This window comes from Pseudomonas sp. Marseille-QA0892 (assembly GCF_054950135.1).
The window spans coordinates 1,771,860-1,797,329 of the sequence record NZ_CM143104.1; the positions used below are offsets into that span (position 1 = coordinate 1,771,860).

Annotated in this window: 22 protein-coding genes; 14 read left to right on the forward strand and 8 right to left on the reverse strand. The window is 58.3% G+C overall.

Annotated elements, in window-relative coordinates; all coding sequences use genetic code 11:
• Nucleotides 1-58: 58 nt before the first annotated feature.
• From ACY8D3_RS08185 to ACY8D3_RS08205, 5 genes are all read left to right on the forward strand, one after another.
• On the forward strand, nucleotides 59-1,051 hold the full coding sequence (locus ACY8D3_RS08185) for a zinc transporter ZntB (protein ID WP_462383217.1): 993 nt from the start codon (nucleotides 59-61) through the stop codon (nucleotides 1,049-1,051).
• Between the two features lie 68 nt (nucleotides 1,052-1,119).
• A complete protein-coding gene (locus ACY8D3_RS08190; RefSeq protein ID WP_462383219.1) occupies nucleotides 1,120-1,353 on the forward strand; it encodes a CrfX protein in 234 nt (77 codons plus the stop codon).
• Between the two features lie 13 nt (nucleotides 1,354-1,366).
• On the forward strand, nucleotides 1,367-2,191 hold the full coding sequence (locus ACY8D3_RS08195; RefSeq protein WP_462383221.1) for a mechanosensitive ion channel family protein: 825 nt from the start codon (nucleotides 1,367-1,369) through the stop codon (nucleotides 2,189-2,191).
• 78 nt (nucleotides 2,192-2,269) lie between these two features.
• Nucleotides 2,270-2,857, forward strand: coding sequence for an RNA polymerase sigma factor SigX (gene sigX, locus ACY8D3_RS08200; protein ID WP_462383223.1), 588 nt, complete (start codon nucleotides 2,270-2,272; stop codon nucleotides 2,855-2,857).
• 106 nt (nucleotides 2,858-2,963) lie between these two features.
• Nucleotides 2,964-3,947 carry an OmpA family protein gene (locus ACY8D3_RS08205; RefSeq protein WP_462383225.1) on the forward strand — a complete coding sequence of 328 codons (984 nt, stop codon included), beginning with the start codon at nucleotides 2,964-2,966 and terminating at the stop codon, nucleotides 3,945-3,947.
• Between the two features lie 107 nt (nucleotides 3,948-4,054).
• On the opposite strand, the gene ACY8D3_RS08210 is transcribed toward ACY8D3_RS08205, so the two are convergent.
• The 4 genes from ACY8D3_RS08210 to acnB form a co-directional block, all read right to left on the reverse strand.
• A complete protein-coding gene (locus ACY8D3_RS08210; protein ID WP_462383227.1) occupies nucleotides 4,055-4,375 on the reverse strand; it encodes a transcriptional regulator in 321 nt (106 codons plus the stop codon).
• Nucleotides 4,376-4,967: 592 nt separating this feature from the next.
• The gene (alaC, locus tag ACY8D3_RS08215; protein ID WP_462383229.1) at nucleotides 4,968-6,200 is read right to left on the reverse strand and encodes an alanine transaminase; all 1,233 of its coding nucleotides are present in this window, start codon (nucleotides 6,198-6,200) and stop codon (nucleotides 4,968-4,970) included.
• 187 nt (nucleotides 6,201-6,387) lie between these two features.
• Nucleotides 6,388-6,597 (reverse strand): YgdI/YgdR family lipoprotein, encoded by a 210-nt coding sequence (locus ACY8D3_RS08220; protein ID WP_462383231.1) that lies wholly within the window; start codon nucleotides 6,595-6,597, stop codon nucleotides 6,388-6,390.
• A 174-nt stretch (nucleotides 6,598-6,771) separates the two neighbouring features.
• On the reverse strand, nucleotides 6,772-9,381 hold the full coding sequence (gene acnB, locus ACY8D3_RS08225; RefSeq protein WP_462383233.1) for a bifunctional aconitate hydratase 2/2-methylisocitrate dehydratase: 2,610 nt from the start codon (nucleotides 9,379-9,381) through the stop codon (nucleotides 6,772-6,774).
• Nucleotides 9,382-9,770: 389 nt separating this feature from the next.
• Here acnB and ACY8D3_RS08230 point away from each other — a divergent pair, with 389 nt between their 5' ends.
• Both ACY8D3_RS08230 and ACY8D3_RS08235 read left to right on the forward strand, forming a co-directional pair.
• Nucleotides 9,771-10,247: a DUF1289 domain-containing protein gene (locus tag ACY8D3_RS08230; RefSeq protein ID WP_462383235.1), complete on the forward strand. Its 477-nt coding sequence runs from the start codon at nucleotides 9,771-9,773 to the stop codon at nucleotides 10,245-10,247.
• 47 nt (nucleotides 10,248-10,294) lie between these two features.
• On the forward strand, nucleotides 10,295-10,939 hold the full coding sequence (locus ACY8D3_RS08235; RefSeq protein ID WP_462383237.1) for a MiaE family protein: 645 nt from the start codon (nucleotides 10,295-10,297) through the stop codon (nucleotides 10,937-10,939).
• Nucleotides 10,940-10,949: 10 nt separating this feature from the next.
• Here the strand turns inward: ACY8D3_RS08235 and lpxH are convergent, their stop codons facing one another.
• The gene (gene lpxH / locus ACY8D3_RS08240) at nucleotides 10,950-11,687 is read right to left on the reverse strand and encodes a UDP-2,3-diacylglucosamine diphosphatase (RefSeq protein ID WP_462383239.1); all 738 of its coding nucleotides are present in this window, start codon (nucleotides 11,685-11,687) and stop codon (nucleotides 10,950-10,952) included.
• A 1-nt stretch (nucleotide 11,688) separates the two neighbouring features.
• Nucleotides 11,689-12,186 (reverse strand): peptidylprolyl isomerase, encoded by a 498-nt coding sequence (locus ACY8D3_RS08245; protein ID WP_462383241.1) that lies wholly within the window; start codon nucleotides 12,184-12,186, stop codon nucleotides 11,689-11,691.
• 198 nt (nucleotides 12,187-12,384) lie between these two features.
• On the opposite strand from ACY8D3_RS08245, the gene ACY8D3_RS08250 reads away from it, so the two are divergent.
• The 3 genes from ACY8D3_RS08250 to ACY8D3_RS08260 are packed head-to-tail and all read left to right on the forward strand — an operon-like array spanning nucleotide 12,385 to nucleotide 15,864.
• Complete coding sequence (locus ACY8D3_RS08250; RefSeq protein WP_462383243.1) at nucleotides 12,385-14,058, forward strand: glutamine--tRNA ligase/YqeY domain fusion protein; 1,674 nt, start codon at nucleotides 12,385-12,387, stop codon at nucleotides 14,056-14,058.
• Nucleotides 14,058-15,446 (forward strand): cysteine--tRNA ligase, encoded by a 1,389-nt coding sequence (gene cysS, locus ACY8D3_RS08255; protein ID WP_462383245.1) that lies wholly within the window; start codon nucleotides 14,058-14,060, stop codon nucleotides 15,444-15,446. The genes ACY8D3_RS08250 and cysS overlap by 1 nt, the downstream gene beginning before the upstream one ends.
• 25 nt (nucleotides 15,447-15,471) lie before the next feature.
• On the forward strand, nucleotides 15,472-15,864 hold the full coding sequence (locus ACY8D3_RS08260) for an MAPEG family protein (RefSeq protein WP_462383247.1): 393 nt from the start codon (nucleotides 15,472-15,474) through the stop codon (nucleotides 15,862-15,864).
• A gap of 34 nt (nucleotides 15,865-15,898) precedes the next feature.
• On the opposite strand, the gene ACY8D3_RS08265 is transcribed toward ACY8D3_RS08260, so the two are convergent.
• The gene (locus tag ACY8D3_RS08265) at nucleotides 15,899-16,174 is read right to left on the reverse strand and encodes a hypothetical protein (protein WP_462383249.1); all 276 of its coding nucleotides are present in this window, start codon (nucleotides 16,172-16,174) and stop codon (nucleotides 15,899-15,901) included.
• A 196-nt stretch (nucleotides 16,175-16,370) separates the two neighbouring features.
• Here ACY8D3_RS08265 and htpG point away from each other — a divergent pair, with 196 nt between their 5' ends.
• The 4 genes from htpG to ACY8D3_RS08285 all read left to right on the forward strand — a co-directional run bounded on the left by htpG (nucleotide 16,371) and on the right by ACY8D3_RS08285 (nucleotide 24,194).
• The gene (htpG, locus tag ACY8D3_RS08270) at nucleotides 16,371-18,275 is read left to right on the forward strand and encodes a molecular chaperone HtpG (RefSeq protein ID WP_462383251.1); all 1,905 of its coding nucleotides are present in this window, start codon (nucleotides 16,371-16,373) and stop codon (nucleotides 18,273-18,275) included.
• A gap of 170 nt (nucleotides 18,276-18,445) precedes the next feature.
• Complete coding sequence (locus tag ACY8D3_RS08275) at nucleotides 18,446-19,231, forward strand: dienelactone hydrolase family protein (RefSeq protein ID WP_462383253.1); 786 nt, start codon at nucleotides 18,446-18,448, stop codon at nucleotides 19,229-19,231.
• A gap of 245 nt (nucleotides 19,232-19,476) precedes the next feature.
• Complete coding sequence (locus ACY8D3_RS08280; protein WP_462383255.1) at nucleotides 19,477-23,154, forward strand: PAS domain S-box protein; 3,678 nt, start codon at nucleotides 19,477-19,479, stop codon at nucleotides 23,152-23,154.
• 2 nt (nucleotides 23,155-23,156) lie between these two features.
• Nucleotides 23,157-24,194, forward strand: coding sequence for a response regulator (locus ACY8D3_RS08285; protein ID WP_462383257.1), 1,038 nt, complete (start codon nucleotides 23,157-23,159; stop codon nucleotides 24,192-24,194).
• A gap of 50 nt (nucleotides 24,195-24,244) precedes the next feature.
• Here the strand turns inward: ACY8D3_RS08285 and fabB are convergent, their stop codons facing one another.
• The gene (gene fabB / locus ACY8D3_RS08290; protein WP_462383259.1) at nucleotides 24,245-25,462 is read right to left on the reverse strand and encodes a beta-ketoacyl-ACP synthase I; all 1,218 of its coding nucleotides are present in this window, start codon (nucleotides 25,460-25,462) and stop codon (nucleotides 24,245-24,247) included.
• Nucleotides 25,463-25,470 lie beyond the last annotated feature (8 nt).

Below are 25,470 nucleotides of genomic sequence, written 5' to 3' on the forward strand. Positions count from 1 at the left end.
CGAACAGGGACGCCTTTCACTAAAGTAGCCACCCCCTCGGTTGCAGTGAGTGCGCTTTGTGAACAGTACGGCCAGTGAGCAAGGGTTGGTCCTCGGCTACCTTCTGGATGGTCAGGGCGGTGGACGACACCTTTTGCTCGGTGACCTGGGTGGCATTGATCCTGCGCCCGGCGAGTTTCTCTGGGTTCATTGGGATCGGAGCCACCCACAGGCGCAGACCTGGCTTCGGGATCAGTCCGGGCTCGACGAGTTCAGCTGCGATCTTCTTCTTGAAGAAGAAACACGGCCCCGGCTGCTGACGTCTGGCCAGCAGGGGATGCTGCTGTTTCTTCGCGGCGTGAACCTGAATCCCGGTGCGGACCCGGAAGATATGGTTTCCCTGCGTGTATATGGGGATGCCTCTCGAGTCGTGTCTCTTCGATTGCGCCCACTGCGGGCAATCGACCAGCTTCGAAAGGATATCGAACGTGGAGAGGGCCCCCGCAACACGTCCGAGCTGTTGCTCCAGCTGGCTTCGTATCTGACCGGCCGCGTCGATGACGTCAATGATGGCCTGTCAGACCAGCTTGATGCATTGGAAGAGGAAACCGACATGGATGAGCAGGCCTTGCCCAACCATGGAGAGTTGCTGGCTATCCGGCGTCGCGCTGCTGGCCTCAAGCGCTACCTTTCGCCACAACGTGAGATCTTCGCCCAGCTGGCCCGTCAGCGGTTTGAGTGGCTGGGTTTGCAGGATGCGGCCTACTGGAATGAGCTGCACAACAGCCTGACGCGCAACCTGGAAGAGCTCGACATGTCACGTGAGCGTGTCGCACAGCTGGAGAGTCTCGAGCAACGGCGGCTCGGCGAACGCACTAATCGAACGATGTACCTGCTTGCGATCGTGACGGGCTTTTTCCTGCCGCTGAGTTTTTTTACCGGCCTGCTCGGGATCAATGTCGGCGGCATTCCAGGTGGGGAAAACGACCATGGCTTCGCTTGGGCTTGCCTATTGGCGGGCGGAATTGCTGTCGTCCAGTGGGCAATTTTTCGCTGGCTTCGCTGGTTGTGATGTGACTCGCCCGAAATGTCACGCGTCTGTCACACCAGACCCGGTTAGTCATGTACGGAGGAAGCCGCATGCAAGACCCTTTTGAGCAATCCCTGCGAGAGCTGATGAATGCTCCCTCCGATACGCGTGACGACCGCGCAGCGCTGGGGCGTGTGCTCAAAACGGCCAACCGGCGCGTTGGTGCTGGCGAATTGTTCAGCCTGACCGGCCATTGGTTCGAAGCGATCATGATCGCACTGAATACCAAGGCGCGGCGCAGCGACGTTCGGCACTGCGCCGGCGAATCAACCGATCACCCATAAGGCAACTTTGACTATGCAATTCGAACCCTGGACGAACAGTCTGGTGAACGCGATGAGCACCATGTGGGCGTCCATTGCTAGCTTTATCCCCCGTTTGTTTGGCGCACTGTTGGTCGTGGTCATCGGACTGGTAGTGGCCAAGCTGCTCGACACGCTGCTCTCAAAGCTCCTTGCGAAGTTTGGGCTGGACCGCCTGATGGCGGGTACCGGTGTCACCAAAGTCCTGGCCAGGGCGGGGATTCATGCGCCGGTCTCAACGCTGATCGGCAAGATCGTTTACTGGTTCATCCTGCTGGTGTTTCTCGTGTCGGCGGCGGAGTCGCTCGGACTCGAGCGAGTTTCGGCGACACTCGATATGTTTGCGCTCTACCTGCCGAAGGTCTTCGGCGCGGCGCTTATCGTGCTTGCTGGGGTGTTGCTGGCACAGCTGGTCAACGGCGTGGTTCGTGGTGCCGCGGAAGGCGTAGGACTGGACTACTCGGCCGGCCTAGGACGAATTGCACAAGCACTGGTCATCATTATTAGCATTTCGGTAGCGATTGGGCAGCTTGAGATCAAGACAGACCTACTCAATACCGTTATCGCGATCGTACTCATCTCCTTCGGTGTTGCCGTAGCACTGGCTCTGGGCTTCGGCAGCCGTGAGGTCGTTTCCCAGATCATTGCAGGCATCTACGTGCGGGAACTCTATGAGGTCGGCCAGCAGGTTACGGTCGGGGAGGTGACGGGGCATATCGAAGAGATCGGTACTGTGAAGACGACGTTGTTGACCAACGATGACACCCACGTATCGGTAGCCAATCGTGCGCTGCTTGATCGCGAAGTGTCGAGCCGCTGAGCCGGGAACCTGATAACGTATGCCGCCCCCGATTCGGTGTCGCGCCGTGGCGCATCTTGGACCGACTGCTGAACTGTCTTGAAAACGCCTGCTTCGCCCTTAGGTTATGACCCCCGACTGCTCAGCGATGAGGAGCTGGTCGAGCGCGCGCGTGGCGAACTGTTTCATATCACCAGAGCATACGAAGAGCTGATGCGGCGTTATCAGCGCACGCTGTTCAATGTCTGTACACGGTATTTGGGTAATGAGCGTGATGCGGACGATGTTGCACAAGAAGTAATGCTTAAAGTGCTGTACGGCCTGAAAAACTTTGAAGGAAAGTCAAAGTTCAGAACATGGCTATATAGCATTACATATAACGAATGTACGACTCAGTATCGAAAAGAGCGCCGTAAGCGGCGACTTTTGGATGCATTGAGCCTCGATCCTCAGGAAGAGGCTTCGGATGAAAAATCGCCGAAAGTCGAGGAAAAAGGCGGACTGGATCGTTGGTTGGCGCATGTCAATCCGATCGACCGGGAGATCCTGGTCTTACGGTTCGTTGCTGAACTGGAGTTTCAGGAGATCGCAGACATTCTGCACATGGGCCTTAGCGCTACCAAAATGCGCTACAAACGGGCCCTGGACAGACTGCGAGAAAAATTTGCTGGCGAGGCTGAAACTTAACAAGATTTTCATGTCTCTATAGACCAGCAAGTTCGCTGAACTCCGCTGCCTGGTTGTCCATGAGATGTAAGGACAACGTACACCATCAAGATGGGGATTTAACGGAATGAAATTGAAAAACACCTTAGGCGTTGTCATTGGCTCCCTGGTGGCTGCCACTTCCTTGGGCGCACTGGCTCAGGGCCAGGGCGCGGTAGAGGTGGAAGGATTCGCCAAGCGTTACTTCACCGACAGCTATCGCCACATGGACAACGGCAACCTGTACGGTGCCTCGGTTGGCTACTTCCTGACCAACGACGTCGAACTGGCGCTTTCTTACGGTGAGTACCACGACATCCGTAGCGACCGTGACCGTGGCCACGACAAGATCAAGGGCAACCTGACAAGTCTGGACGCGATCTACCACTTCGGTACTCCTGGCGTTGGTCTTCGTCCGTACCTCTCGGCTGGTTACGCTTACCAGAGCCTGGGTCAGGCTGAGCCTCGCGGCGGCCGTAAGCACAGCAACTTCGCAAACATTGGTGCCGGTCTGAAGTACTACTTCACCGACAACTTCTATGCGCGCGCTGGTCTGGACGGCATGTACAACATCGACGACGACCAGGGCGAATGGGCCGCTGGCGTTGGCGTGGGTCTGAATTTCGGTGGCAACGCTGGTCAGCGTCAAGTCGCTGCAGTAGAGCCGGCTCCGGCTCCGGCCCCAGCTCCGGCTCCAGAGCCCGAGCCGACTCCTGAAGTCGTTCGCGTTGAGCTGGACGTCAAATTCGACTTCGACCGCGCTCAGGTCAAGTCGGAAAGCTACGCAGACATCCAGAACCTCGCTGACTTCATGCGTCAGTACCCACAGACTTCCACCACGGTTGAAGGTCACACCGACTCCATCGGTACCGAAGCCTACAACCAGCGTCTGTCCGAGCGCCGTGCAAACGCCGTTCGCGACGTACTGGTCAACCAGTATGGTGTCGAGTCGAACCGCGTCAGCTCGGTCGGTTACGGTGAGAGCCGTCCGGTCGCTGACAACTCCACTGAGCAAGGCCGCGCCGTTAACCGTCGCGTAGAAGCAGAAGTGGAAGCGCAGGTTAATCAGTAAGCTGCGACAGCGTGCCGGCTCAGTGAGCCGGCACCATTGATGATCTTCTGATCATTGAAGAAAACCCGGTCGGGTAACTGACCGGGTTTTTTATTGCTTCATTGATCTCAATGCTGGACTTCGAGCACAGGAACCTTCGTTTCGACCTCGTCGCGAAGTTTGCGTAGGACCTGGACAGGATCCCAGCGATTGGGATCGAACATGGCATAGGCTTCACCCTGATAGCCTACGATGTCGAGGCCCCGGTGATAGCCGGCTCGCTGAAAGAGTGCTTCGATTTCGGCGAAGCACGTATTGAAGTGCAGGCGTGTAAACGGTAACTCCGACTCGCTGATGAGCCCGTAGCGCTCAAGCGCATCGACCGCGCCTCTGATCTTGACGACGGGTGTCGCCTCCACACTTTCTTTAAGTTGCGCCAAGGCCTTCATGACTGCTGCTCCGGAACGGTTTATCGGTGCGCGGACATCATTCTCGCTACCTCGACGAAGTATACTGTACATCTATCCAGTGTTGGTCCATAGTTCTTCGCGTCCGAACCCTTCGGTCCAGTCGAACCTTCCGGTCAGAACGGAGACGCGTAGACAATGCAACATACTTTCATGATCGTTTTGTTAATGCTCGGTCTGTATGGCTGTGCACAGTCAGGTAGCGAGCCGGAGCGGCCTTCTGTGAAGGGGGCGTACCTTGTAATAGAAGGGCGCGACGCTTGGGCCGTATTAGTGGACGGATCCAGCCGCCATGAAGAGCGTGGTGTCGTCGTCAGTCGGATGATGATGAAGGGTGAGGGGGTGCAGCCCAGAGCTGCCTATGTTGTCCAAACCCCAAACTGCGGCGAGATCCAATGGTTGCCGGGTACTGGAAGGGCGGATGGAAGTACTGGCGGCGTACGCCTCTTCTTGCCGGCCGGTCAGAACACAATAGATTCTCCAGGATGCATACTGAGCCGCGTTCAGGCTGAGGGCTGGACCGCCTTGGACTACTCCGGTTGAGAAGGGCGCCTATGCGGCGCCCAAGCTCGTCCTAAGCGGTAGTAGACGCCCTAGTGCTGATGGAAGGGATAAGCCCGTCTGCGCGAAACATGGCTCTTAGTCCCCTCAGCGCCTGCCGGATACGATCCTGATTTTCGATCAACGCGAAGCGGACGTGGTCATCACCGTAATCGCCGAATCCAACTCCAGGCGACACGCACACCTTCGCCTCCGCGAGCAGTTTCTTCGCGAATTCAAGCGAGCCCAAGTGAGCATAGTGCGTCGGTATCTTGGCCCAGACATACATCGAAGCCTTGGGCTTCTCGACCATCCAGCCCATCTCATGCAAACCTTTCACTAGTAGGTCGCGACGACCACGGTATTGCTCCGCGATTTCCTTCACGCATGCTTGATCCCCTTCCAGTGCCGCAATAGCCGCGACCTGCAGCGGGGTGAACGTGCCATAGTCGTGATAGCTTTTGATCCGCGCTAGCGCACCCACGAGTTCTGGATTGCCGACCATGAACCCGATTCGCCAGCCGGCCATGTTATAGCTCTTCGAGAGGGTGAAGAACTCGACCGCGATGTCCTTCGCACCGGGCACCTGCATGATTGATGGAGCCTTCCAGCCATCAAACACGATGTCGGCATATGCCAGGTCATGAACCACGAGCACGTCGTAGCGCTTGGCCAATGCGATTACCCGCTCGAAAAAATCCAGTTCAACGCACTGTGCCGTTGGGTTGGATGGAAAGCCCAGAATCATCATCTTTGGCTTAGGGATGGACTCTCGTATCGCGCGCTCGAGCTCTTCGAAAAAGTCGATACCCGAAACCAGCGGAACGGAGCGGACCTGCGCGCCTGCAATCACGGCGCCATAGATGTGGATGGGATAGCTCGGGTTGGGCACCAGAACGGTGTCGCCATGATCAAGCGTCGCCAGCATCAGGTGTGCGAGGCCTTCCTTGGAGCCGATCGTAACGATGGCTTCGGATTCAGGATCGATATCTACCTCGTAGCGATCCGCATACCAGCGCGAGATCGCACGCCTAAGTCGTGGGATACCGCGCGACGTCGAGTAACCATGTGTATCGTCGCGCTGGGCGACGGTACAGAGTTTCTCAACGATATGTGGCGGGGTCGCTCCATCCGGATTGCCCATACTGAGATCGATGATGTCTTCGCCACGTCGGCGAGCAGCCATCTTGAGCTCAGCGGTGATGTTGAAGACGTACGGGGGGAGTCTATCGATACGCGCAAAGCGACGCGAAGCTTGATCAGCCATTTTATCCTCGGTTACGTAAGCGCCCGGAACCGTCCGAGCGACGCTGGCCATGTTGGGCCACTGCCGAAGATAAGCGAGGCGGCGTACGCTGTCGAGTCGCACTGTCGAGCCGTAGAGCGCCGTAGGAGCGCTCTACGAGTGACGCTGTGCTAACCGTTCAATCGTGGATGCAGGGAAAGTTGTCGACTCAGCGCTCAATGACTTGCTTCACATCGGTCATCGGGACCTGCTGCTTGCGACCCTCGTCGTCCTTGAATTCAAGCATGCCGGTCGTTTCATCGAACTGGGGCTTGCCCGAAGCGTTGAGCATGCGCCCGTCGTTGGTTGCGATGAAATAATCGCTCGCGCAGCCTGCCAACGTGGCTGCGCAGATCAGTGCTAGAAATGCTTTTCTCATTGATGCAATTCCTTGTAGTGCCGCGTTGCGGCGGACGCTTCATATGACACCGCAGCGAACCGTTCGCTCCCGGTCGGACTACCGTGTCGGCATGGCCACAATGAATTCTCGGCCCTGGCATCGGAGCGCATAAAAAAGCCCCGCACTAGGCGGGGCTTCTTCGTGATTGCTTGATCAGGCCTGGACGACCGGGATCTGCGCGTTCGATGCCGCTTCCTTGTACTCGGCGATCTGGTCGAAGCTCAGATAGCGATAGATGTCGCTCGCCATGCTGTCGATATTCGCCGCGTATTCCATGTATTCCTCGACACTTGGGAGCTTGCCCATAATCGAGGCTACCGCTGCCAGTTCTGCAGAGGCGAGATACACGTTAGCGCCATCACCGAGGCGGTTCGGGAAGTTACGGGTCGACGTGGAAACCACCGTCGAATTCGCCGCGACGCGCGCCTGGTTGCCCATGCACAGCGAGCAGCCCGGCATTTCCATCCGCGCGCCAGCCTTACCGTAGATTCCGTAGTAGCCTTCTTCGGTGAGTTGATGCTGGTCCATTTTGGTCGGCGGGGACAGCCAGAGGCGGGTAGGGATGCTGCCCTTGACCTTGTCCAACAGCTTGCCAGCGGCACGGAAGTGACCGATGTTGGTCATGCACGAGCCGATGAACACCTCGTCGATCTTGTCACCCGCGACCTGCGACAGCAGGCGTGCGTCGTCCGGATCGTTCGGTGCGCAGAGCACAGGCTCGTTGACCTCGGCCAGATCGATCTCGATGACCTCGGTGTACTCGGCATCCCCGTCGGCTTCTAGCAGTTCAGGGTTGGCGAGCCAGGCTTCCATGGCCTGAGCACGACGTTCGAGAGTTCGCGGATCGCCATAGCCTTCACCGATCATCCAGCGGAGCAGGGTGATGTTGGAGGACAGGTATTCGGCAATCGATTCCTTCGACAGCTTGATGGTGCAGCCGGCGGCCGAGCGCTCTGCAGACGCGTCCGACAGCTCGAAGGCTTGCTCGACGGTCAGGTCTTCCAGGCCTTCGATCTCGAGAATGCGGCCTGAGAAGATATTCTTCTTGCCCTTCTTCTCGACGGTCAGCAGACCCTTTTGAATCGCGTAGTACGGGATGGCATGTACCAGGTCGCGGAGGGTGATGCCAGGCTTCATCTTGCCCTTGAAGCGGACCAATACCGACTCGGGCATGTCGAGCGGCATGACGCCGGTCGCCGCGGCGAATGCAACCAGACCCGAACCCGCCGGGAAAGAGATGCCAATCGGGAAGCGAGTATGCGAATCGCCACCGGTACCGACCGTATCGGGCAGGAGCATGCGGTTCAGCCAGCTGTGGATGATGCCGTCGCCCGGGCGCAGCGAAACGCCACCGCGAGTGCGGATGAAGTCAGGCAGCGTGTGGTGGGTCTTGACGTCGATCGGCTTTGGATACGCCGCAGTGTGGCAGAATGACTGCATGACCAGATCAGCCGAGAAGCCAAGGCAGGCCAGGTCCTTGAGCTCATCGCGGGTCATCGGGCCGGTGGTGTCCTGGGAGCCGACGGTGGTCATCTTCGGCTCGCAGTAGGTACCGGGGCGTACACCCTGGCCTTCGGCGAGACCGCAGGCGCGGCCGACCATCTTCTGCGCAAGCGTAAATCCCTTGCCCGAATCGACAGGCGCTTCTGGCTTCTTGAACAGATCCGACGGCCCCAGGCCCAGTTCGGCGCGGGCTTTTTCGGTAAGGCCGCGACCAATGATCAGCGGAATACGGCCACCTGCGCGGACTTCGTCTAGCAGAACGTCCGTCTTGAGCTCAAACGTGGTGATGACGTCATCGGTCCCGTGCTTGCAAACCTTGCCGGCGTACGGGTAGACATCGATCACATCGCCCATCTCGAGGCTTGAAACGTCGAACTCGATTGGCAGCGCGCCCGCATCTTCCATTGTGTTGTAGAAGATCGGAGCAATCTTGGAGCCAAAGCAGAAGCCGCCGGCACGCTTGTTGGGAACGTACGGGATGTCATCTCCGAAGAACCACAGCACAGAGTTGGTGGCTGATTTACGCGATGAGCCGGTACCCACGACGTCGCCAACATAGGCAACCGGGAAGCCTTTCGACATGACCTCTTCGATCTGCTTCAGCGGTCCAACATTGCCGGGCTGGTCGGGTTCGATGCCATCACGCTTCATCTTCAGCATCGCCAGGGCGTGCAGTGGGATGTCAGGGCGCGACCAGGCATCTGGAGCCGGAGACAGGTCGTCAGTGTTGGTTTCACCAGGCACCTTGAAGACGGAAAGGCTGTACTTCTCGGCGATGGCGGGGCGCTTGGTGAACCATTCGCCTTCGGCCCAGGACTTCATGACAGCCTGCGCAGCGGTATTGCCCGCCTTGCACTTCTCTGCCACGTCGTGGAACGCATCGAACATCAGTAGCGTGTGCTTGAGTTGTTCAGCAGCCGTTGTGGCGAGCTCGGCGTCGTCCAGCAGTGCGACCAGTGTCTCGATGTTGTAGCCACCCTGCATGGTACCCAGCAGTTCGGTAGCACGCTGCTTGCTCAGAAGGGGGGAGGTCGCTTCGCCCTTGGCAATCGCCGACAGGAAACCCGCCTTCACATACGCGGCTTCATCAACGCCCGGCGGGACACGATTGGTGATCAGGTCGAGGAGGAATTCTTCTTCACCGGCGGGCGGGTTCTTCAGTAGTTCGACAAGGCCGGCGGTCTGTTCGGCGTTGAGCGGTTGGGGAACGATCCCTTGCTCGGCACGCTCTTCTACGTGTTTACGGTAGGCTTCAAGCACAGTAATACCCTCATCAGTGGTCCCGGAAAACGTCCGGGACGCTTATCCTGGTGCCACGACGGCTGCGCGTGGGCGCTTCTTGAGCGGGTCTGCCAGCACGTCCGTGGCTGCCATCCAGAAGCTGTTTTCAAAGTTTGACGCCAGCTAACGAGAGGGGCGGAGTGGGGCGACAAGGTGTCGCATCCCCGAACTCCGCTACATGTGCTGGATCTACTGTGCTCGTGACGCTTTGAAAACAGCTTCAAGGGGCGGTGGTGCCGTAAACGGCGCGCTTATTCTAAAGCAAAGCGTTGCTCAAGTTAAGCTGAGCGATCATTGGGCCGGCGTGACCGCGCCCAGACAAAAGTCTAAGATGGCTGCGTTTCAATACTGCCTGCCGCTGCCAATTCATGTCCAATCACCGCGTTAAAACCCCCTGTGTCGGTCTCTGCTCGACGGTTTTCGGCGACCAGGTTTGCCGGGGCTGTAAGCGCTTCCATCACGAGATCGTCAACTGGAACCTCTATTCTGACGAGGAGAAGCGTGCCGTCTGGGAGCGGCTCGAGGTTTTGCTTGTGCAAGTGATGCAGGGCAAGGTGATCGTATTCGACGACGACATGCTCCAATCGCAATTGGTGAGTCGTCAGATTCGCTTCAATCCGGCGCAGTCGAGTTATTGCTGGGCATATCAATTGATCTCGCGCGGTGCGCGAGCTATCAATCAGCTCGATGCCTACGGTCTTGCGCTCATGCCGGAGTTCCGCGATTGGGCGCTGCCTGATTTGCGAGACGCGATCGATCGCGAATTCTTCATCCTTTCAGAGGCCCACTACGAGCGATACATTGCCCCTCGCTTCCTGCGAGAAGGCATGGAAATTCGCGTCTGACTCAGCGCCGCCTTATCATCGGCACTCTTCAACCTGCATGTTGCCTTATGACCATTGCCGCTCCTGCGCTGGCCGATACCCAAACCGCCACCGCCTATCCCGAACTTCACGCCTTCCTGGGCTGTGCCACGCCTCAATCCTGGGTTGAGGCCGCATTGGACGATCAGGAAACAATGCTGATTGACCACAAGAATTGCGAATTCAAGGCGGCTTCGACAGCCCTTTCGCTGATTGCGCGGTACAGCGGCCATCTCGACTTGGTGAACGCCATGTCACGGTTGGCGCGGGAAGAATTGCGTCACCACGAGCAGGTACTGGCGTTGATGAAGAAGCGCGGTATTGGGCCACGCCCCGTCTCCGCTAGCCGCTATGCGTCTGGATTGCGCAAGGTCGTACGGACATCGGAACCGTACAAGCTGGTCGACACACTGGTAGTGGGTGCGTTTATCGAGGCACGCTCATGCGAGCGCTTTGAAGCGTTGGTCCCGCACCTCGATGCGGAGTTGGCCAAGTTCTATTTTGGCTTGCTAAAGAGCGAAGCCAGGCATTTCGAAGGCTACATGAAGCTTGCTTATCGCTACGGCGACGAGGCTGACGTGCGCACCCGAGTGGCGCTCGTTCGAGAGGTCGAGCAGGAGTTGATTCTGGGTACAGACGATACCTTCCGATTTCACAGCGGCGTGCCTGTCTGAGTTTCGATATTCACTGAACAGGGTCGATCTCGAACGCCTCAAGATCCAGCACGCCTGACTCATTGCAGGTCAGCACCCAGCCCTTGCGGTCCCAGTCGCCCAGCACGATACGTGTGGCTGGCGTACCGTCCGATCGGGTGACGGCGTGCGCGGCAGGACGGTGTGTATGGCCGTGGATCAGCGTTCGGGTGTCGTATCGTTCCAGTAGGGGCGGCACCTCTTCTTCTGTCACGTCGATGATGTCGGACGCCTTCATCTTCGTCTTGGCTTTGCTCTCGCTGCGCAGCTTGCGCGCGAGTTTTCTGCGGGTCGACAAAGGGAGGTGCGTCAGTAGCCAGAGTACGACTGGATTTCTCAGCCAGCGCCGCAGACGTTGGTAGCCTTCATCGCGTGTACACAGGCTGTCGCCATGCATCAGCAGAACGGCGGTACCGTTGAGCGTAACTCGGCTTGGATCAGGCAGAAGCTCGCAACCGGCGCGGCGGCAGAAGCGTTCGCCGATGAGGAAGTCCCGGTTTCCATGCATCAGGTAGATGGACGTACCCGCGTCGCTCACATCGCGAAGGGCGTCAGCGATACTCGCCTGGTAGGGGGTCATACCGTCGTCACCGATCCAGGCTTCGAAGAAGTCGCCGAGAATGTAGAGTGCCTGGGCGTGGCGAGCACGGTTTTGCAGAAAATAGAGAAACGCCCGGGTTAGGTCCGGGCGTTCTTCCTGCAAATGCAAGTCAGAGATCAGCAGGATCACGTCATTCCTCGACGATTTCTGCCTTCTCGATCACGACGTCTTCAACCGGGACGTCCTGGTGGCCGGCTTTCGAGCCAGTCGACACGGCCTTGATCTTCTCAACAACGTCCATGCCTTCGACAACCTCGCCGAATACGGCGTAGCCCCAGCCCTGGGAGGTCGGTGCGGTATGGTTGAGGAAGCTGTTGTCGGCCACGTTGATGAAGAACTGCGCGGAGGCCGAGTGTGGGTCCATCGTGCGCGCCATGGCCACGGTGCCGACCTTGTTCGAAACGCCGTTGTTCGCCTCGTTCTTGATCGGTGCGCGGGTGGGCTTTTGCTTCATGCCGGGCTCGAAGCCGCCGCCTTGGATCATGAAGTTACCGATCACACGGTGGAAGATGGTGCCGTCGTAGTGGCCCGACTTCACGTACTCGCGGAAGTTGGCAGCAGTCTCTGGGGCTTTGTCATCGAACAGCTTCAGTGTGATAACGCCATGGTTGGTATGCAGCTTGATCATTCGGACGGATTCTCCGTTGGGGGCTGAGCGCGGCACGCGTGCGTCGTAGCAGGTGACGCGTGCCGGGTGTCAGGGGTTGACCGGTTGGGTATGATACGGACTTTGACATGACCGGCCTACCGGGCCGCGGCATTTCCGCGCGAAAGATCGCACGTAGCCGCCGACTGTCATTCACGCCTACTTGAAAGCAAGGACCCCATGAGCACCAAGCCCGAGACAGCTGTCGCCGCGAACTTCCTTCGACCCATCGTCCAGGCCGACCTGGAAAGCGGCAAGCACGCCAGGATCGTCACGCGTTTCCCGCCTGAGCCCAATGGGTACCTGCACATCGGTCATGCGAAGTCGATCTGTCTGAACTTCGGTTTGGCCAAGGAGTTCGGTGGTGAATGCAACCTGCGGTTCGATGACACCAATCCCGCGAAGGAAGACCAGGAGTACATCGATGCGATCAAGGCCGATGTGCGCTGGCTCGGGTTTGAGTGGGCAGGTGAAGAGCGCTATGCGTCGAACTACTTCGACCAGTTGCACGAGTGGGCCATCCATCTCATCAAGGCCGGCAAGGCCTATGTTTGTGATCTCTCGCCCGAAGAAGTTCGCGAGTTTCGCGGCTCGCTAACCGAGCCTGGCCGTAACAGCCCGTTCCGCGATCGCTCCATTGAAGAGAATCTTGATCTGTTTGCGCGGATGAAGGATGGCGAGTTCCCGGACGGCGCCCGGGCGTTGCGCGCAAAGATCGACATGGCCTCCCCAAACATCAACTTGCGTGATCCGTTTCTATATCGCATTCGTCATGCTCACCACCACCAGACCGGTGACAAGTGGCGCATTTATCCGAGCTACGACTTCACTCATGGTCAGTCGGATGCTATCGAAGGCGTGACGCATTCGATCTGCACACTCGAGTTCGAAGACCACCGTCCACTTTATGAATGGTTCCTCGCCAATCTGCCCGTGCCGGCTCAGCCACGTCAGTACGAATTTGCCCGCCTGAATCTGAACTACACGATTACCAGCAAGCGCAAGCTCAAGCAGCTCGTTGACGAAAAGCACGTCGACGGCTGGGATGATCCCCGCATGTCGACACTGTCCGGCTATCGCCGCCGCGGCTATACGGCGGCGTCGATTCGTACATTCTGCGACATGGTGGGCGTTAACCGTGCCGGTGGGATCGTCGACATCGGTATGCTGGAATTCGCGATTCGGGAAGATCTGGACGCCAATGCCACCCGCGCCATGTGCGTACTCAAGCCGTTAAAGGTCGTGATCACGAACTATCCAGAGGGCAAGGTCGAGACCTTGCAGCTGCCGCGCCACCCGAAGCAGGACATGGGCGTACGTGAACTGCCGTTCAGTCGCGAGCTGTTCATCGATGAGAGCGACTTCGAAGAAACACCGCCTGCAGGCTACAAGCGCCTGGTGCCGGGTGGCGAGGTGCGACTGCGTGGCAGCTATGTGATCCGTGCGGACGAAGCCATCAAGGATGCCGAAGGCAACATTATCGAACTGCGCTGCAGCTATGACGAGAACACGCTGGGCAAGAACCCAGAGGGGCGTAAGGTAAAAGGCGTTATCCACTGGGTGCCTGCTGCCGAAAGCGTCGAGTGCGAGGTTCGACTTTACGATCGCCTGTTCCGTGCCGCGAATCCGGAGAAGTCGGATGAGGGAGGTACCTTCCTGGACAACATCAATCCGGAATCCCTGACGGTGCTGAAAGGATGTCGTGCGGAGCCTTCTTTGGCGAGCGCCGGTGTGGACGACCGCTTCCAGTTCGAACGCGAGGGTTACTTCTGCGCTGACTCGAAGGATTCGCGTCCAGGCGCGCTGGTTTTCAACCGTACCGTGACGCTGCGCGACTCGTGGGGTGGCCAGTAATGGGTTTGGCGCTTTACAACACGCTTACCAAGCGCAAGGAGCCTTTCGCTCCGCTCGAGGGTAACCACGTACGGATGTACGTCTGTGGAATGACGGTCTACGATTTTTGCCACATCGGGCATGCTCGCGTCATGGTGGCATTCGATGTCGTTGCGCGGTGGTTGCGCTCGAGCGGCTACACGCTGACCTATGTGCGAAACATCACGGATGTTGATGACAAAATCATCAGGCGTGCGCGTGACAATGGCGAATCCTTCGAAGCGCTTGTCGATCGCATGATTGCGGCAATGCACGAGGACGAAGCCCGGCTCAACGTCTTGAGGCCAGATGAAGAGCCGCGCGCAACCGGCCATATCGCCGGGATGCACACGATGATTCAAACGCTCATCGACAAGGGCTTCGCCTACGCGCCGGGGAACGGCGATGTCTATTACCGGGTGGGAAAGTTCGCTGGCTACGGAAAGCTTTCGCGCAAGAAGATCGAAGATCTGCGTATCGGTGCGCGCATCGAGGTGGACGAGTCGAAAGAAGACCCGCTGGATTTCGTGCTCTGGAAGGGCGCCAAGCCTGGTGAACCCAGCTGGGCGTCACCATGGGGCGATGGACGCCCGGGCTGGCATATCGAATGTTCGGTGATGTCGACGTGCTGCCTCGGGGACACCTTCGACATACATGGAGGCGGACCTGACCTGGTATTCCCGCACCATGAGAACGAGATCGCTCAGAGTGAGGCTGCTACGGGCAAGCCCTACGCCAACGCATGGATGCATGCCGGCGCGGTACGTGTCGACGGCGAGAAGATGTCCAAGTCGTTGGGCAATTTCTTCACTATTCGTGATGTGCTGGAGAAGTACCATCCGGAGGTCGTTCGCTACCTGCTTGTCTCCAGCCACTACCGCAGCCCCATCAACTACTCTGAGGAAAGCCTCAAGGAAGCCAAGGGGGCGTTGGAGCGTTTCTATAATGCGCTTAAAGGCTTGCCTGAGGTTCCAGCGGCGGCAGGGGGCGATGCCTTCGCCGATCGATTTGCGCTTGCGATGAATGACGACTTCAATACGCCAGAGGCATGTGCGGTCTTGTTCGAGATGGCGCGTGAAGTGAATCGGCTTCGGGAATCAGACGCAACGGCCGCGGCCGGGCTCGCTGCTCGTCTGCGCGCATTGGCATCGGTCCTGGGCGTTCTTCAGCTCACACCTGAAGCTTTCCTTCAGGCTGGGGCGGAAGGGCGAGTGGATGCCGAGAAAGTCGAAGCGCTCATCGCGGCCCGTCTGCAGGCGAGAAGCGAGAAAAACTGGGCAGAGTCGGATCGCCTTCGCGACGAGCTGACCGCAATGGGAGTTGTTCTGGAAGACGGCAAAGGCGGCACGACCTGGCGACTCGCCGAGTGATCAACCCTTCATCTGGAGCTGATGCATGACCATCCCGTTCTGGTGCCTGTTCATTAGCGTACTGCTTATCTATGCCAGCAAGCTCCCTGTCGCAAAGGCAATGAGCGCAGAGGGCAAAGGGTACGACAATAGTGATCCACGCGGCCAGCAAGGGCGTCTGACTGGGCGAGGGGGACGGGCAGTGGCCGCCCACCAGAACGGGTTTGAAGTATTCCCCATCTTTCTTGCCGGTGTCATGGTGGCTCATGTCACCCAAACCCAAGGCTGGCTGATCGATACACTGGCGGTTGTGTTCGTGGTCAGCCGTGCGCTCTACGTCGTTCTGTATCTTGCCGATCTCGCCTGGCAACGGAGCCTGGTGTGGATCGCTGGGCTCATTTGTTGCCTTTTGCTGATGCTCAGTCCATTGCTGCGGTAATAAAAAAGCCCGCTAATGCGGGCTTTTTTTTTATTTACTGCTGTGGGGCGCGAGGTGCGTCAGGCTGCGGAGCGTTAGCCGGGGGCGGCGTCGGCTCATTGTTGTCCTGAGCTTCCTCAGCCGCCTTTTCATTGGCTTCCTGCGTCGCCTCAGCGGCTTCTTGCTGCTCTTCAGCTGCCTCTTGCATGTGCTCTTGAGCGTTCTCGGCGTGATCCTGCGCCTTTTCCATCTTGTCTTCAGACGAGTCGTTGCAGGCAGCGAGGCCCATGGTGGCAGCGAGCAGCAGCGAATAGAGAAGGGGTTTTTGCATCGGGGGGCTCCTTACGGCTTTCCTTGTGTATGCGGCTTGGATCGACTGCTCCCCGTCAAGTTCCTTACACCATTACTGTGAACCGAATCATGTGATTCGGCTAAGCACTTGAAATTTCGACTGAAGCCCACATGTTGGCGGCAAGCGTCGCCTCGGGTGAAGGCGGCATAAGCCATCGATGTGGAGTTTGACGACCATGAGTGTGGAAACTCAAAAAGAGACCCTCGGCTTTCAGACCGAAGTGAAGCAGTTGCTTCATCTCATGATTCATTCCCTGTACTCGAACAAGGAAATCTTCCTTCGCGAACTGATTTCCAACGCATCCGACGCGGCGGACAAGCTGCGTTTCGAGGCGCTGGCCAAGCCGGAGCTGCTCGAGGGCGGTGCGGATCTGAAGATTCGATTGTCGTTCGACAAGGACGCTCGCACCGTTACGATCGAAGACAACGGTATTGGAATGAACCGCGAGGAGGTCATCGCTCACCTTGGGACAATCGCGAAATCCGGTACAGCGGATTTTCTGAAGAACCTGTCGGGCGATCAGAAGAAGGACTCGCATCTGATCGGCCAGTTCGGCGTCGGTTTCTATTCAGCCTTCATCGTAGCCGACCAGGTCGATGTCTATAGCCGCCGCGCCGGCGACGCTGCCTCTGAGGGCGTGCATTGGTCCTCGAAGGGCGAAGGCGACTTCGAGGTCGCTACCGTCGAAAAGGCTGAGCGCGGCACCCGTATCGTGCTGCATCTCAAGAGTGGCGAAGACGAATTCGCCGATGGCTGGCGCCTGCGTAACATCATCAAGAAATACTCCGATCACATTGCGCTTCCCATTGAGTTGCCAAAAGAGCATATGGGTGAGGAGGCCGACAAGCCGGCCGAGCCTGAGTGGGAAACCGTTAACCGTGCCAGCGCCCTCTGGACACGCCCTCGTACCGAGATCAAGGACGAGGAATACACGGAGTTCTACAAGCACGTCGGCCACGATTTCGAGGACCCGCTTGCCTGGAGCCACAACAAGGTCGAGGGCAAGCTCGAATACACCTCGCTTCTCTACGTTCCAGGGCGCGCGCCGTTTGACCTGTACCAGCGCGAAGCACCACGCGGCCTTAAGCTGTACGTCCAGCGCGTCTTTATCATGGATCAGGCTGAGCAGTTCCTGCCGCTGTATCTGCGCTTCATCAAGGGTGTGGTCGACTCGAACGACCTGTCGCTGAACGTCTCGCGCGAAATTCTCCAGTCGGGCCCGGTTATCGACTCGATGAAATCTGCGCTGACCAAGCGTGTGTTGGATATGCTGGAAAAGCTGGCGAAAAACGAGCCGGAGAAATACACAACGTTCTGGAAGGCGTTTGGCCAAGTGCTGAAAGAAGGCCCGGCCGAAGATTTCGCCAACAAGGAGAAGATCGCCGGTCTTTTGCGCTTCGCCTCTACGCATGATGCCTCCGGTGATCAGTCGGTTTCCCTCGCCGACTACGTCAGCCGAATGAAGGAAGGTCAGGACAAGGTCTACTTCCTCACCGGCGAATCCTACGCGCAAGTCAAGAACAGCCCGCATCTCGAGGTCTTCCGAAAGAAAGGCATCGAAGTGCTGCTGCTGACCGACCGTATCGACGAATGGCTCATGAGCTACCTCACCGATTTCGACGGCAAGCAGATGGTCGACGTTGCCCGTGGCGATCTCGACCTCGGCAAGCTTGACACCGAGGAAGACAAGAAAGCCCAGGAAGAAGTCGCTAAGAGCAAAGAAGCGCTGGTCGAGCGCTTGAAAGGCGCGCTAGGTGATCAGGTCGCTGAAGTGCGAGTGTCGCATCGTCTGACCGACTCGCCCGCTATCCTCGCGATTGGTGAGCAGGATCTGGGCCTGCAAATGCGGCAGATCCTCGAAGCCAGTGGCCAGAAGGTACCCGAGTCCAAGCCGATCTTCGAAATCAATCCGTCGCACCCGTTGATCGAAAAGCTCGACGCTGAGCCAGACGAAGATCGCTTCGCTGACCTTTCCCTCGTGTTGTTCGATCAGGCCGCGCTCGCGGCCGGCGATAGCCTCAAGGATCCGGCGAGCTACGTACGCCGACTCAACAAGCTACTGATCGAGCTGTCTGCCTGATCGGATCGCCCGATACCGAAAGCCCACCGCGATGCGGTGGGCTTTTTCATTTTGGGGTCGTTATTTTGTCTGCAAGAAAGCGGGCTATGCTCAGTCGGTACTTCTTACCCGAAGGCCGCACCGGTGCTTGATTGCTCGATGCGCCATCCTCAGAAACGAAGGATCTGCTCATGATGATCAAACGATTGCTGCCATTGTTGCTCGCTGGCTCGGCTGGGCTTACTCATGCCGCGACCATCAATGAGGAGGTAGCCTACGAGATCGATGGCAAGCCTTACCAAGGCGTGCTGGTCTACGACGATTCGATCGAGACGCCACGGCCAGGCTTACTGATGGTGCCGAACTGGATGGGCGTGAGTGAGGCCGCCGTCAAGAAAGCTACGGAAATCGCCAGTGATCGCTACGTGGTGTTCGTGGCCGATCTCTACGGCCGCGATATCCGCCCGAAGAATGCTGACGAAGCCAAAGCGGCTGCGACAACCGTGCGTAGCGACCGATCCATGATGCGTTTGCGCGCCAACGAGGCGGTAGAAGTGTTCGGTCAGGAAGCCAGGAAACACGGTCTTCCTATGCAGGGGATGGCGGCGATTGGCTTCTGTTTCGGCGGCGGTACGATCCTCGAGCTTGCGCGCAGCGGCGCACCGCTGAAAGCGTTCGTGTCCTTTCACGGTAACCTGGACACACCGACGCCCGACGATGCCAAGCAGGTCAAGGCGCCGATCCTCGTGCTTCACGGTGCGGATGATCCGTCCGTACCGCCTGCGCAAGTTGATGCATTCGTGAAAGAGATGCAGGCAGCAAAGACCGATTGGCAGCTGGTGAGTTATGGTGGTGCAGTCCATTCCTTCACGGATCCGGACGCGAATGTGCCTGGCCGCAACCAGTATCATCCTGTGGTGGCTGCTCGTGCATTCCGCGAGATGAACAACCTCATGGATGATGTCTTCGACAATTGACTGCCGACCGACCGTGACCATTTAGCGTGGGTCCGCCCAGCGAATTAAATCTTTGCGTGTCACCGCCGATACTCCTTCCACGGCATCAAGGCGCTCGCTGTAGCGCCCTTGAGCTTTAAGAGGGATGGCTATCTAATGTCACTTTGCGTCGGTTACAGCGCGGCGAATACTCGCCGGCGTCAGCATGCGGCCAGCTGTGCCCGCATCCGTTCGCGCCCTATTTGCCTTGGCGGTACGGAGACGTAATGCGGTACTTGGAAGGGTTTTTCTTTTCCTCTGATCAGCCCGATGCGCTGCTATTCGGTAGCCATGATCCATGGTTGGTCGCCCTGTCGGTCTCCATCGCGATCCTGTCCTCTCTCATGGCCTTGCAAGTGGCCGGCATTGCCCGTCGGGCGCAGAGTGGCTGGCATCGTCACGTTGCACTGCTCAGCGGTTCCGTTGCCTTGGCAGGCGGCATCTGGTCGATGCACTTCATCGGCATGCTCGCCTTTAGCTTCTGCACGACAGTCCACTACTCGACAGGCCTAACCCTCGTCTCGATGCTACCGAGCCTTGCAGCCTCGTGGGTGGCGCTACATGTGTTGACTAGGCCACGTATTGGCGCAGCTACCCTAATTCTTGGCGGCTCGCTTATGGGGGCTGGGATCGGAGCGATGCATTACAGCGGCATGGCCGCGATGCAAATGGCTCCTTTGCTGCGCTATGACCCATTCGGATTCTTGCTGTCGGTCTTCGTAGCGATCGCATTGTCCATGCTCGCCTTATGGATTCGATATGGCCTCAAACGCTGGATTTCTTCGGGAAGCTCCCTTGTTATAAGCGCGATCGTGATGGGGCTCGCGATAAGCGGTATGCACTATACCGGCATGTCTGGCGCACGCTTCGTCGGCGCCGAGGAGGTGGGTGCGGGCCGTTCGGACGTGGCATTCCTGGCAGGCGCTGTAACCGTCGTCACGTTGATGCTGACAGTGCTGGTCGCCATCACCAATGGCTTATTAAGGTTCCGCCAGCTCTACACCCAGCTGCAAGCGCATGAATCCAGGCTTCGCGCCACGCTCGATACCGCTGTCGATGGCGTCGTCACGTTCGACGACAATGGCCGCATACAGGCATGCAATCCCGCACTCGAAAAGATGCTGGGATACGACGCCAAAGCGCTCATAGGGCAGTCGGTGGCCCGTATCATTCCCAGTCTGGATCGAGACTCTACGGTCGGCGCAGTCGTTCCTGAGAAAGGCGCCGTCGGAAAAGGCCGGCAGGAGACGGCGATCCGCTTTGATGGCGCCGAAGTGCCGGTGCGTCTTGCGTTGGGTAGGGCAGAGCTACCCGATGGGGCGCTTTATCTTGGCTACGTAACGGACCTGACCGAGAGCAAGCAGATGGAACAGGCGCTGCGCGACAGCGAGCTGCAGTTCAGGTCACTGATCCGAAATATTCCTGGCGTCTCGTTTCGATGCCTGATGGACGAAGACTGGAGTGTCCTGTTCATCAGTGACGCCGTAGAACGTCTGACAGGCTGGCCAGCCGAGGATTTTGTTACCAAGCGGCAGTCATTCATCAGGCTCTTCCATCCTGACGACTTAGGTCGGGTAGAAGCAATCATCCGTGAAGCCATCAAAAAAGGGGTTGGCTACACGGCCGAATTTCGACTCTTCGACCGGGCGGGCCGTGAGCGTTGGGTACAGGAAAGCGGTAGCGTCATTCTCGATCAGAGCGGATGTGTACGCTGGATTGATGGCGTGATGCTGGACATCACCGACACCAAGCGCAGGAACGCGGAATTCGAGGCAACGGTGCGGGCTATCAGCCGCGCGCTGGGCGTCATCGAGTTCGACATGAATGGGATCATTCTCACCGCGAACGACAATTTCCTTCGGATGATGGGATACCGCCTGGACGAATTGCAGGGCCGGCACCACCGCATGTTCTGTGATCCAGAATACATCTACGGCCCGGCTTACCAGGAATTCTGGCACTCACTGGCGAGCGGCACCCTCAACGCTGGCGAGTACCGCCGCCGAGGCAAGGATGGCCGTGTACGTTGGATTCAGGCCACTTATAACCCTGTTTTTGACAGTGATGGCAAGCCTTTCAAGGTCGTAAAGTTCGCAACTGACGTCAGCCTGCGGCACGAGATGGAAACCGCTCTGCGCGAGGCCAAGGACAGAGCCGAGCAGGCAGCCGCGTCCAAGACCACCTTCCTGGCCAACATGAGCCACGAGATCCGGACTCCGATGAACGCCATCATCGGGTTCACCGAACTGCTGCTCGATTCTGAGCTGGATAGCGCCCAACGGGGCCACCTGAATACCGTCCGCTACTCGGCGCGGTCGTTGCTCGGTTTGCTAAACGACATCCTGGACACCGCAAAGCTGGAAAAGGGTGCGCTCGAATTGGAGCAGGTCGACTTCTCGCTCTTCGACCTCTGTCAGCATATTTGCACGTCTCTCAGGCTCAGTGCCCAGGCGAAGGGGCTGACACTGACACTGGATTACCAGCCTGGCCTCGCCCGTTATTTCAATGGGGATCCTCTGCGTATCCAGCAGGTGCTGACCAATCTGGTGGGCAATGCCGTGAAATTCACCGAAACCGGTGGCGTGCGCCTTGAGGTTTCGGAAGAGGGGGACGAAATTCACTTTGCGGTTCGCGACTCGGGCATCGGCATTCCGGAAGACCGCCTGGAGCGAATTTTCGCGCCATTTGCCCAGGCAGACGCTTCGATGAGTCGTCGCTTTGGTGGAACAGGACTAGGCACAACCATCGCACAGCAGCTCGTCGACCTCATGGATGGGCGGTTGCGCGCCGAAAGCAAGCTGGGCGAGGGAAGCGTCTTTCACGTATTCGTTCCGCTGGCGTTCGCCTCCGGTGCCCCGGAGCGGGAGGGCACGTTTAACGAGAACCTCTCACCTCTGCATATCCTTGCGGCCGATGATGTCCCGCAAAATCTTCAGTTGCTTAGCCTGAGCCTCGAGCGTCGGGGTCACACCGTCGTGACTGCACGTAACGGAGAGGAAGTAGTTGTAGCCTTCCAGCAAGAGCAGTTCGATCTGCTCCTGCTCGATGTTCAGATGCCGGAAGTTGACGGTCTCGAAGCGGCCAAGCGAATACGCGCGCTAGAGGTAGGCCAGTCACGTCCGCGCGTTCCGATCATCGCGCTGACGGCCAGCGTTCTGGAAGAGGACCGTGTGGCGGCGCGGAATGCAGGAATGGATGGGTTTGCCTCCAAACCTCTGGAAGTGGACAAGCTTATCCGGGAAATCGCGCGCGTAACGGGCCATCATCCCTCCTTCCCAGAAGTCGTTGCAGCCGTGGAGCTTACCGATCCGCACGCCATTATCGATTGGGCACAGGGATTACAGCTATGGGGTGGGCGCGACAAACTGCTTACGGCGGTTCGCCGCTTCTACGGTGACAATCGGCGCGCAGCGGTATCGATCGCCGAACTGAACGCTAATGGTCTTTTTGTCGAGGCGTCCGAGGCCATCCATAAGATCCGGGGTACCTCGGGCAATCTATCGCTCGTTCATATCTGCAAGCTGGCGGGGCAACTTGAGCATGCGTTCAGAGGCAAGCCAAAGACGCGCCCCATTGAGGTACTCATCGAGGAACTTGCTGGCGCGTTCGATGCGCTAGGACATGAACTCGACCGATTGGCGCCGCCGGCTAGGCTTTCGTCGGCCGTTGATGGCATCGAGCCTTCAGAGCTGGCCACGCTTGCCGAACAATTGCGTCAGAGCCTTCAGCGCGGTGAGCTTGACGATCAGGTACTTGAATGCCTGATCGGCGTATTGGTCGCCCAGGGGCGCCGCGACGAGGTCGACGACATCGACCGTGCAATCAACGATTTCGACTTTGCGTTGGCAGATGAGCTGCTTGGCAAGCTCATCGCCACGCTCAGTCCGGCTGCTGAGGAATGCTGAATATGCCCTCAATCGACAACCGGCCCAAGCTTTTGTTGGTGGACGACGAGCCCTTGAATCTTCAAGTGCTTCGCCAGATCCTCCAGGAATCGTATCGGCTGTTCTTCGCCAAGGACGGGATTCGTGCAATTGAGCTTGCCGAACAGGAGCACCCGGATCTCATCCTGTTGGATATCATGATGCCCGGGCTGACGGGCTATGAGACATGCAGTCGACTCAAGCAGAACAGGGCAACCGCTGCGATTCCCATAATCTTCGTGACGGCGCTCTCGGATATTGCCGATGAGGCCAGGGGCTTCGAGGTTGGCGGGGTTGACTACATCGCCAAGCCAGTGAGTGCTCCGATCGTCCGGGCCAGGGTAAAGACACATCTCTCACTGGTTAGAGCAGATGAGTTACGTGAAAGCCGCCTCTACATCGTCCAATGCCTCGGACTGGCCGCAGAGTACAAGGACAACGAAACCGGGATGCATGTCATCCGGATGAGCCACTACTCCAAAATACTCGCTCTTGCCGCAGGGCTCAGCGAGGCGGATGCAGACGAACTGCTGCACGCTGCCCCCATGCACGACATCGGCAAGATCGGCATCCCGGATCGCATCCTCCAGAAGCAAGGAAAGCTCGACGACGAGGAATGGCGAGTCATGCGTCAACACGTGCAGATTGGAGCCGACATCATCGGCGTGCATGAGCGCGGGTTATTGAAGATTGCGCGACTCGTGGCGCTTACCCATCACGAGAAATGGGATGGGTCAGGCTATCCAAATGGACTGAAAGGAGAGGATATCCCGCTGGAAGGGCGCATCGTTGCGATAGCGGATGTCTTTGACGCGCTCACAAGTGTCAGACCATACAAGAGGGCATGGTCCGAGAGCGAAGCGCTGGAGCTTCTTGTCCGGGAGAAGGGCAAGCATTTCGATCCGCGCCTGGTGGATCTATTTTTGACTCAGCTGCCCGCGATTCGTGAAGTGCGCCTGCGCTGGCCAGATGTCGAGGAAGAACTGGCCGCCCTGGTACCAGAAGCGACTCCGGCAGCATGAAAAAAAGGCGCTTTTCAGCGCCTTTTTTCTTCCATCGCGAGCTGACTGGCTTAAGCCTGATAGCGCTTCAGCACGAGCGTGGCATTGGTGCCACCGAAGCCGAAGCTATTGCTCATCACGGTATTCAGCGTCGCGTTCTCACGGGTTTCTCGCAGGATCGGCATGTCGGCGACTTCGGGATCCAGCTCGTCGATGTTCGCAGAGCCGGCCATGAAGTTGCCTTGCATCATCAGCAGGCAGTAGATCGCCTCCTGTACGCCGGCCGCACCGAGCGAGTGACCCGACAGGCTCTTCGTGGAGCTGATCGCAGGGACCTTCTCGCCGAACATGTTACGTACGGCTTTCATTTCGGCTACGTCGCCCACTGGCGTAGAGGTTCCGTGGGTATTCAGGTAGTCGATGGGCGTGTCTACGTTCTCCATCGCCTGCTGCATGCAACGCAGCGCACCCTCACCGCTCGGCGCGACCATGTCGTAGCCGTCGGACGTTGCGCCGTAGCCGACAATCTCAGCATAAATCTTGGCGCCACGAGCAAGGGCGTGCTCAAGCTCTTCCACGACGACCATACCGCCGCCACCGGCGATAACGAACCCGTCTCGCTTGGCGTCATAGGCACGTGAAGCCTTTTCAGGCGTCTCGTTGTACTGCGTGGACAGTGCGCCCATGGCATCGAATAGGCAGCTCTGGCTCCAGTGCTCTTCTTCGCCACCACCGGCGAAAACGACATCCTGTTTGCCCAGCTGGATCTGCTCGACAGCGTTACCGATGCAGTGCGCGCTGGTCGCACAAGCCGAGGAGATCGAGTAGTTGATACCCTTGATCTGGAAGGGCGTGGCGAGGCAGGCCGAAACCGTGCTGCCCATGGTGCGGGTTACCCGGTAGGGGCCAACGCGCTTCACGCCTTTTTCACGCAGGGTGTCGATCGCTTCCATCTGATTGAAGGTCGACGCACCACCAGAGCCAGCAATCAGGCCGGTACGTGTGTTAGAGACCTGCTCGGGCGTCAGGCCCGAGTCCGCGATAGCCTGCTGCATGGAGAGGTAGGCATACGCTGCCGCATCACCCATGAAGCGGAACAGCTTGCGGTCGATCAGTTCTTCCAGGTTCAAGTCAACGGAGCCGGATACATGGCTACGCATACCCATCTCGGCATAGCTCGGGTTGAAGCGAATCCCCGGCTTGCTTTCGCGCAGGCTTTTGGAAACGGCTTCTTGGTCATTACCCAGGCAGGAAACGATGCCCAGGCCGGTGATCACGACGCGACGCATTGAAGAGT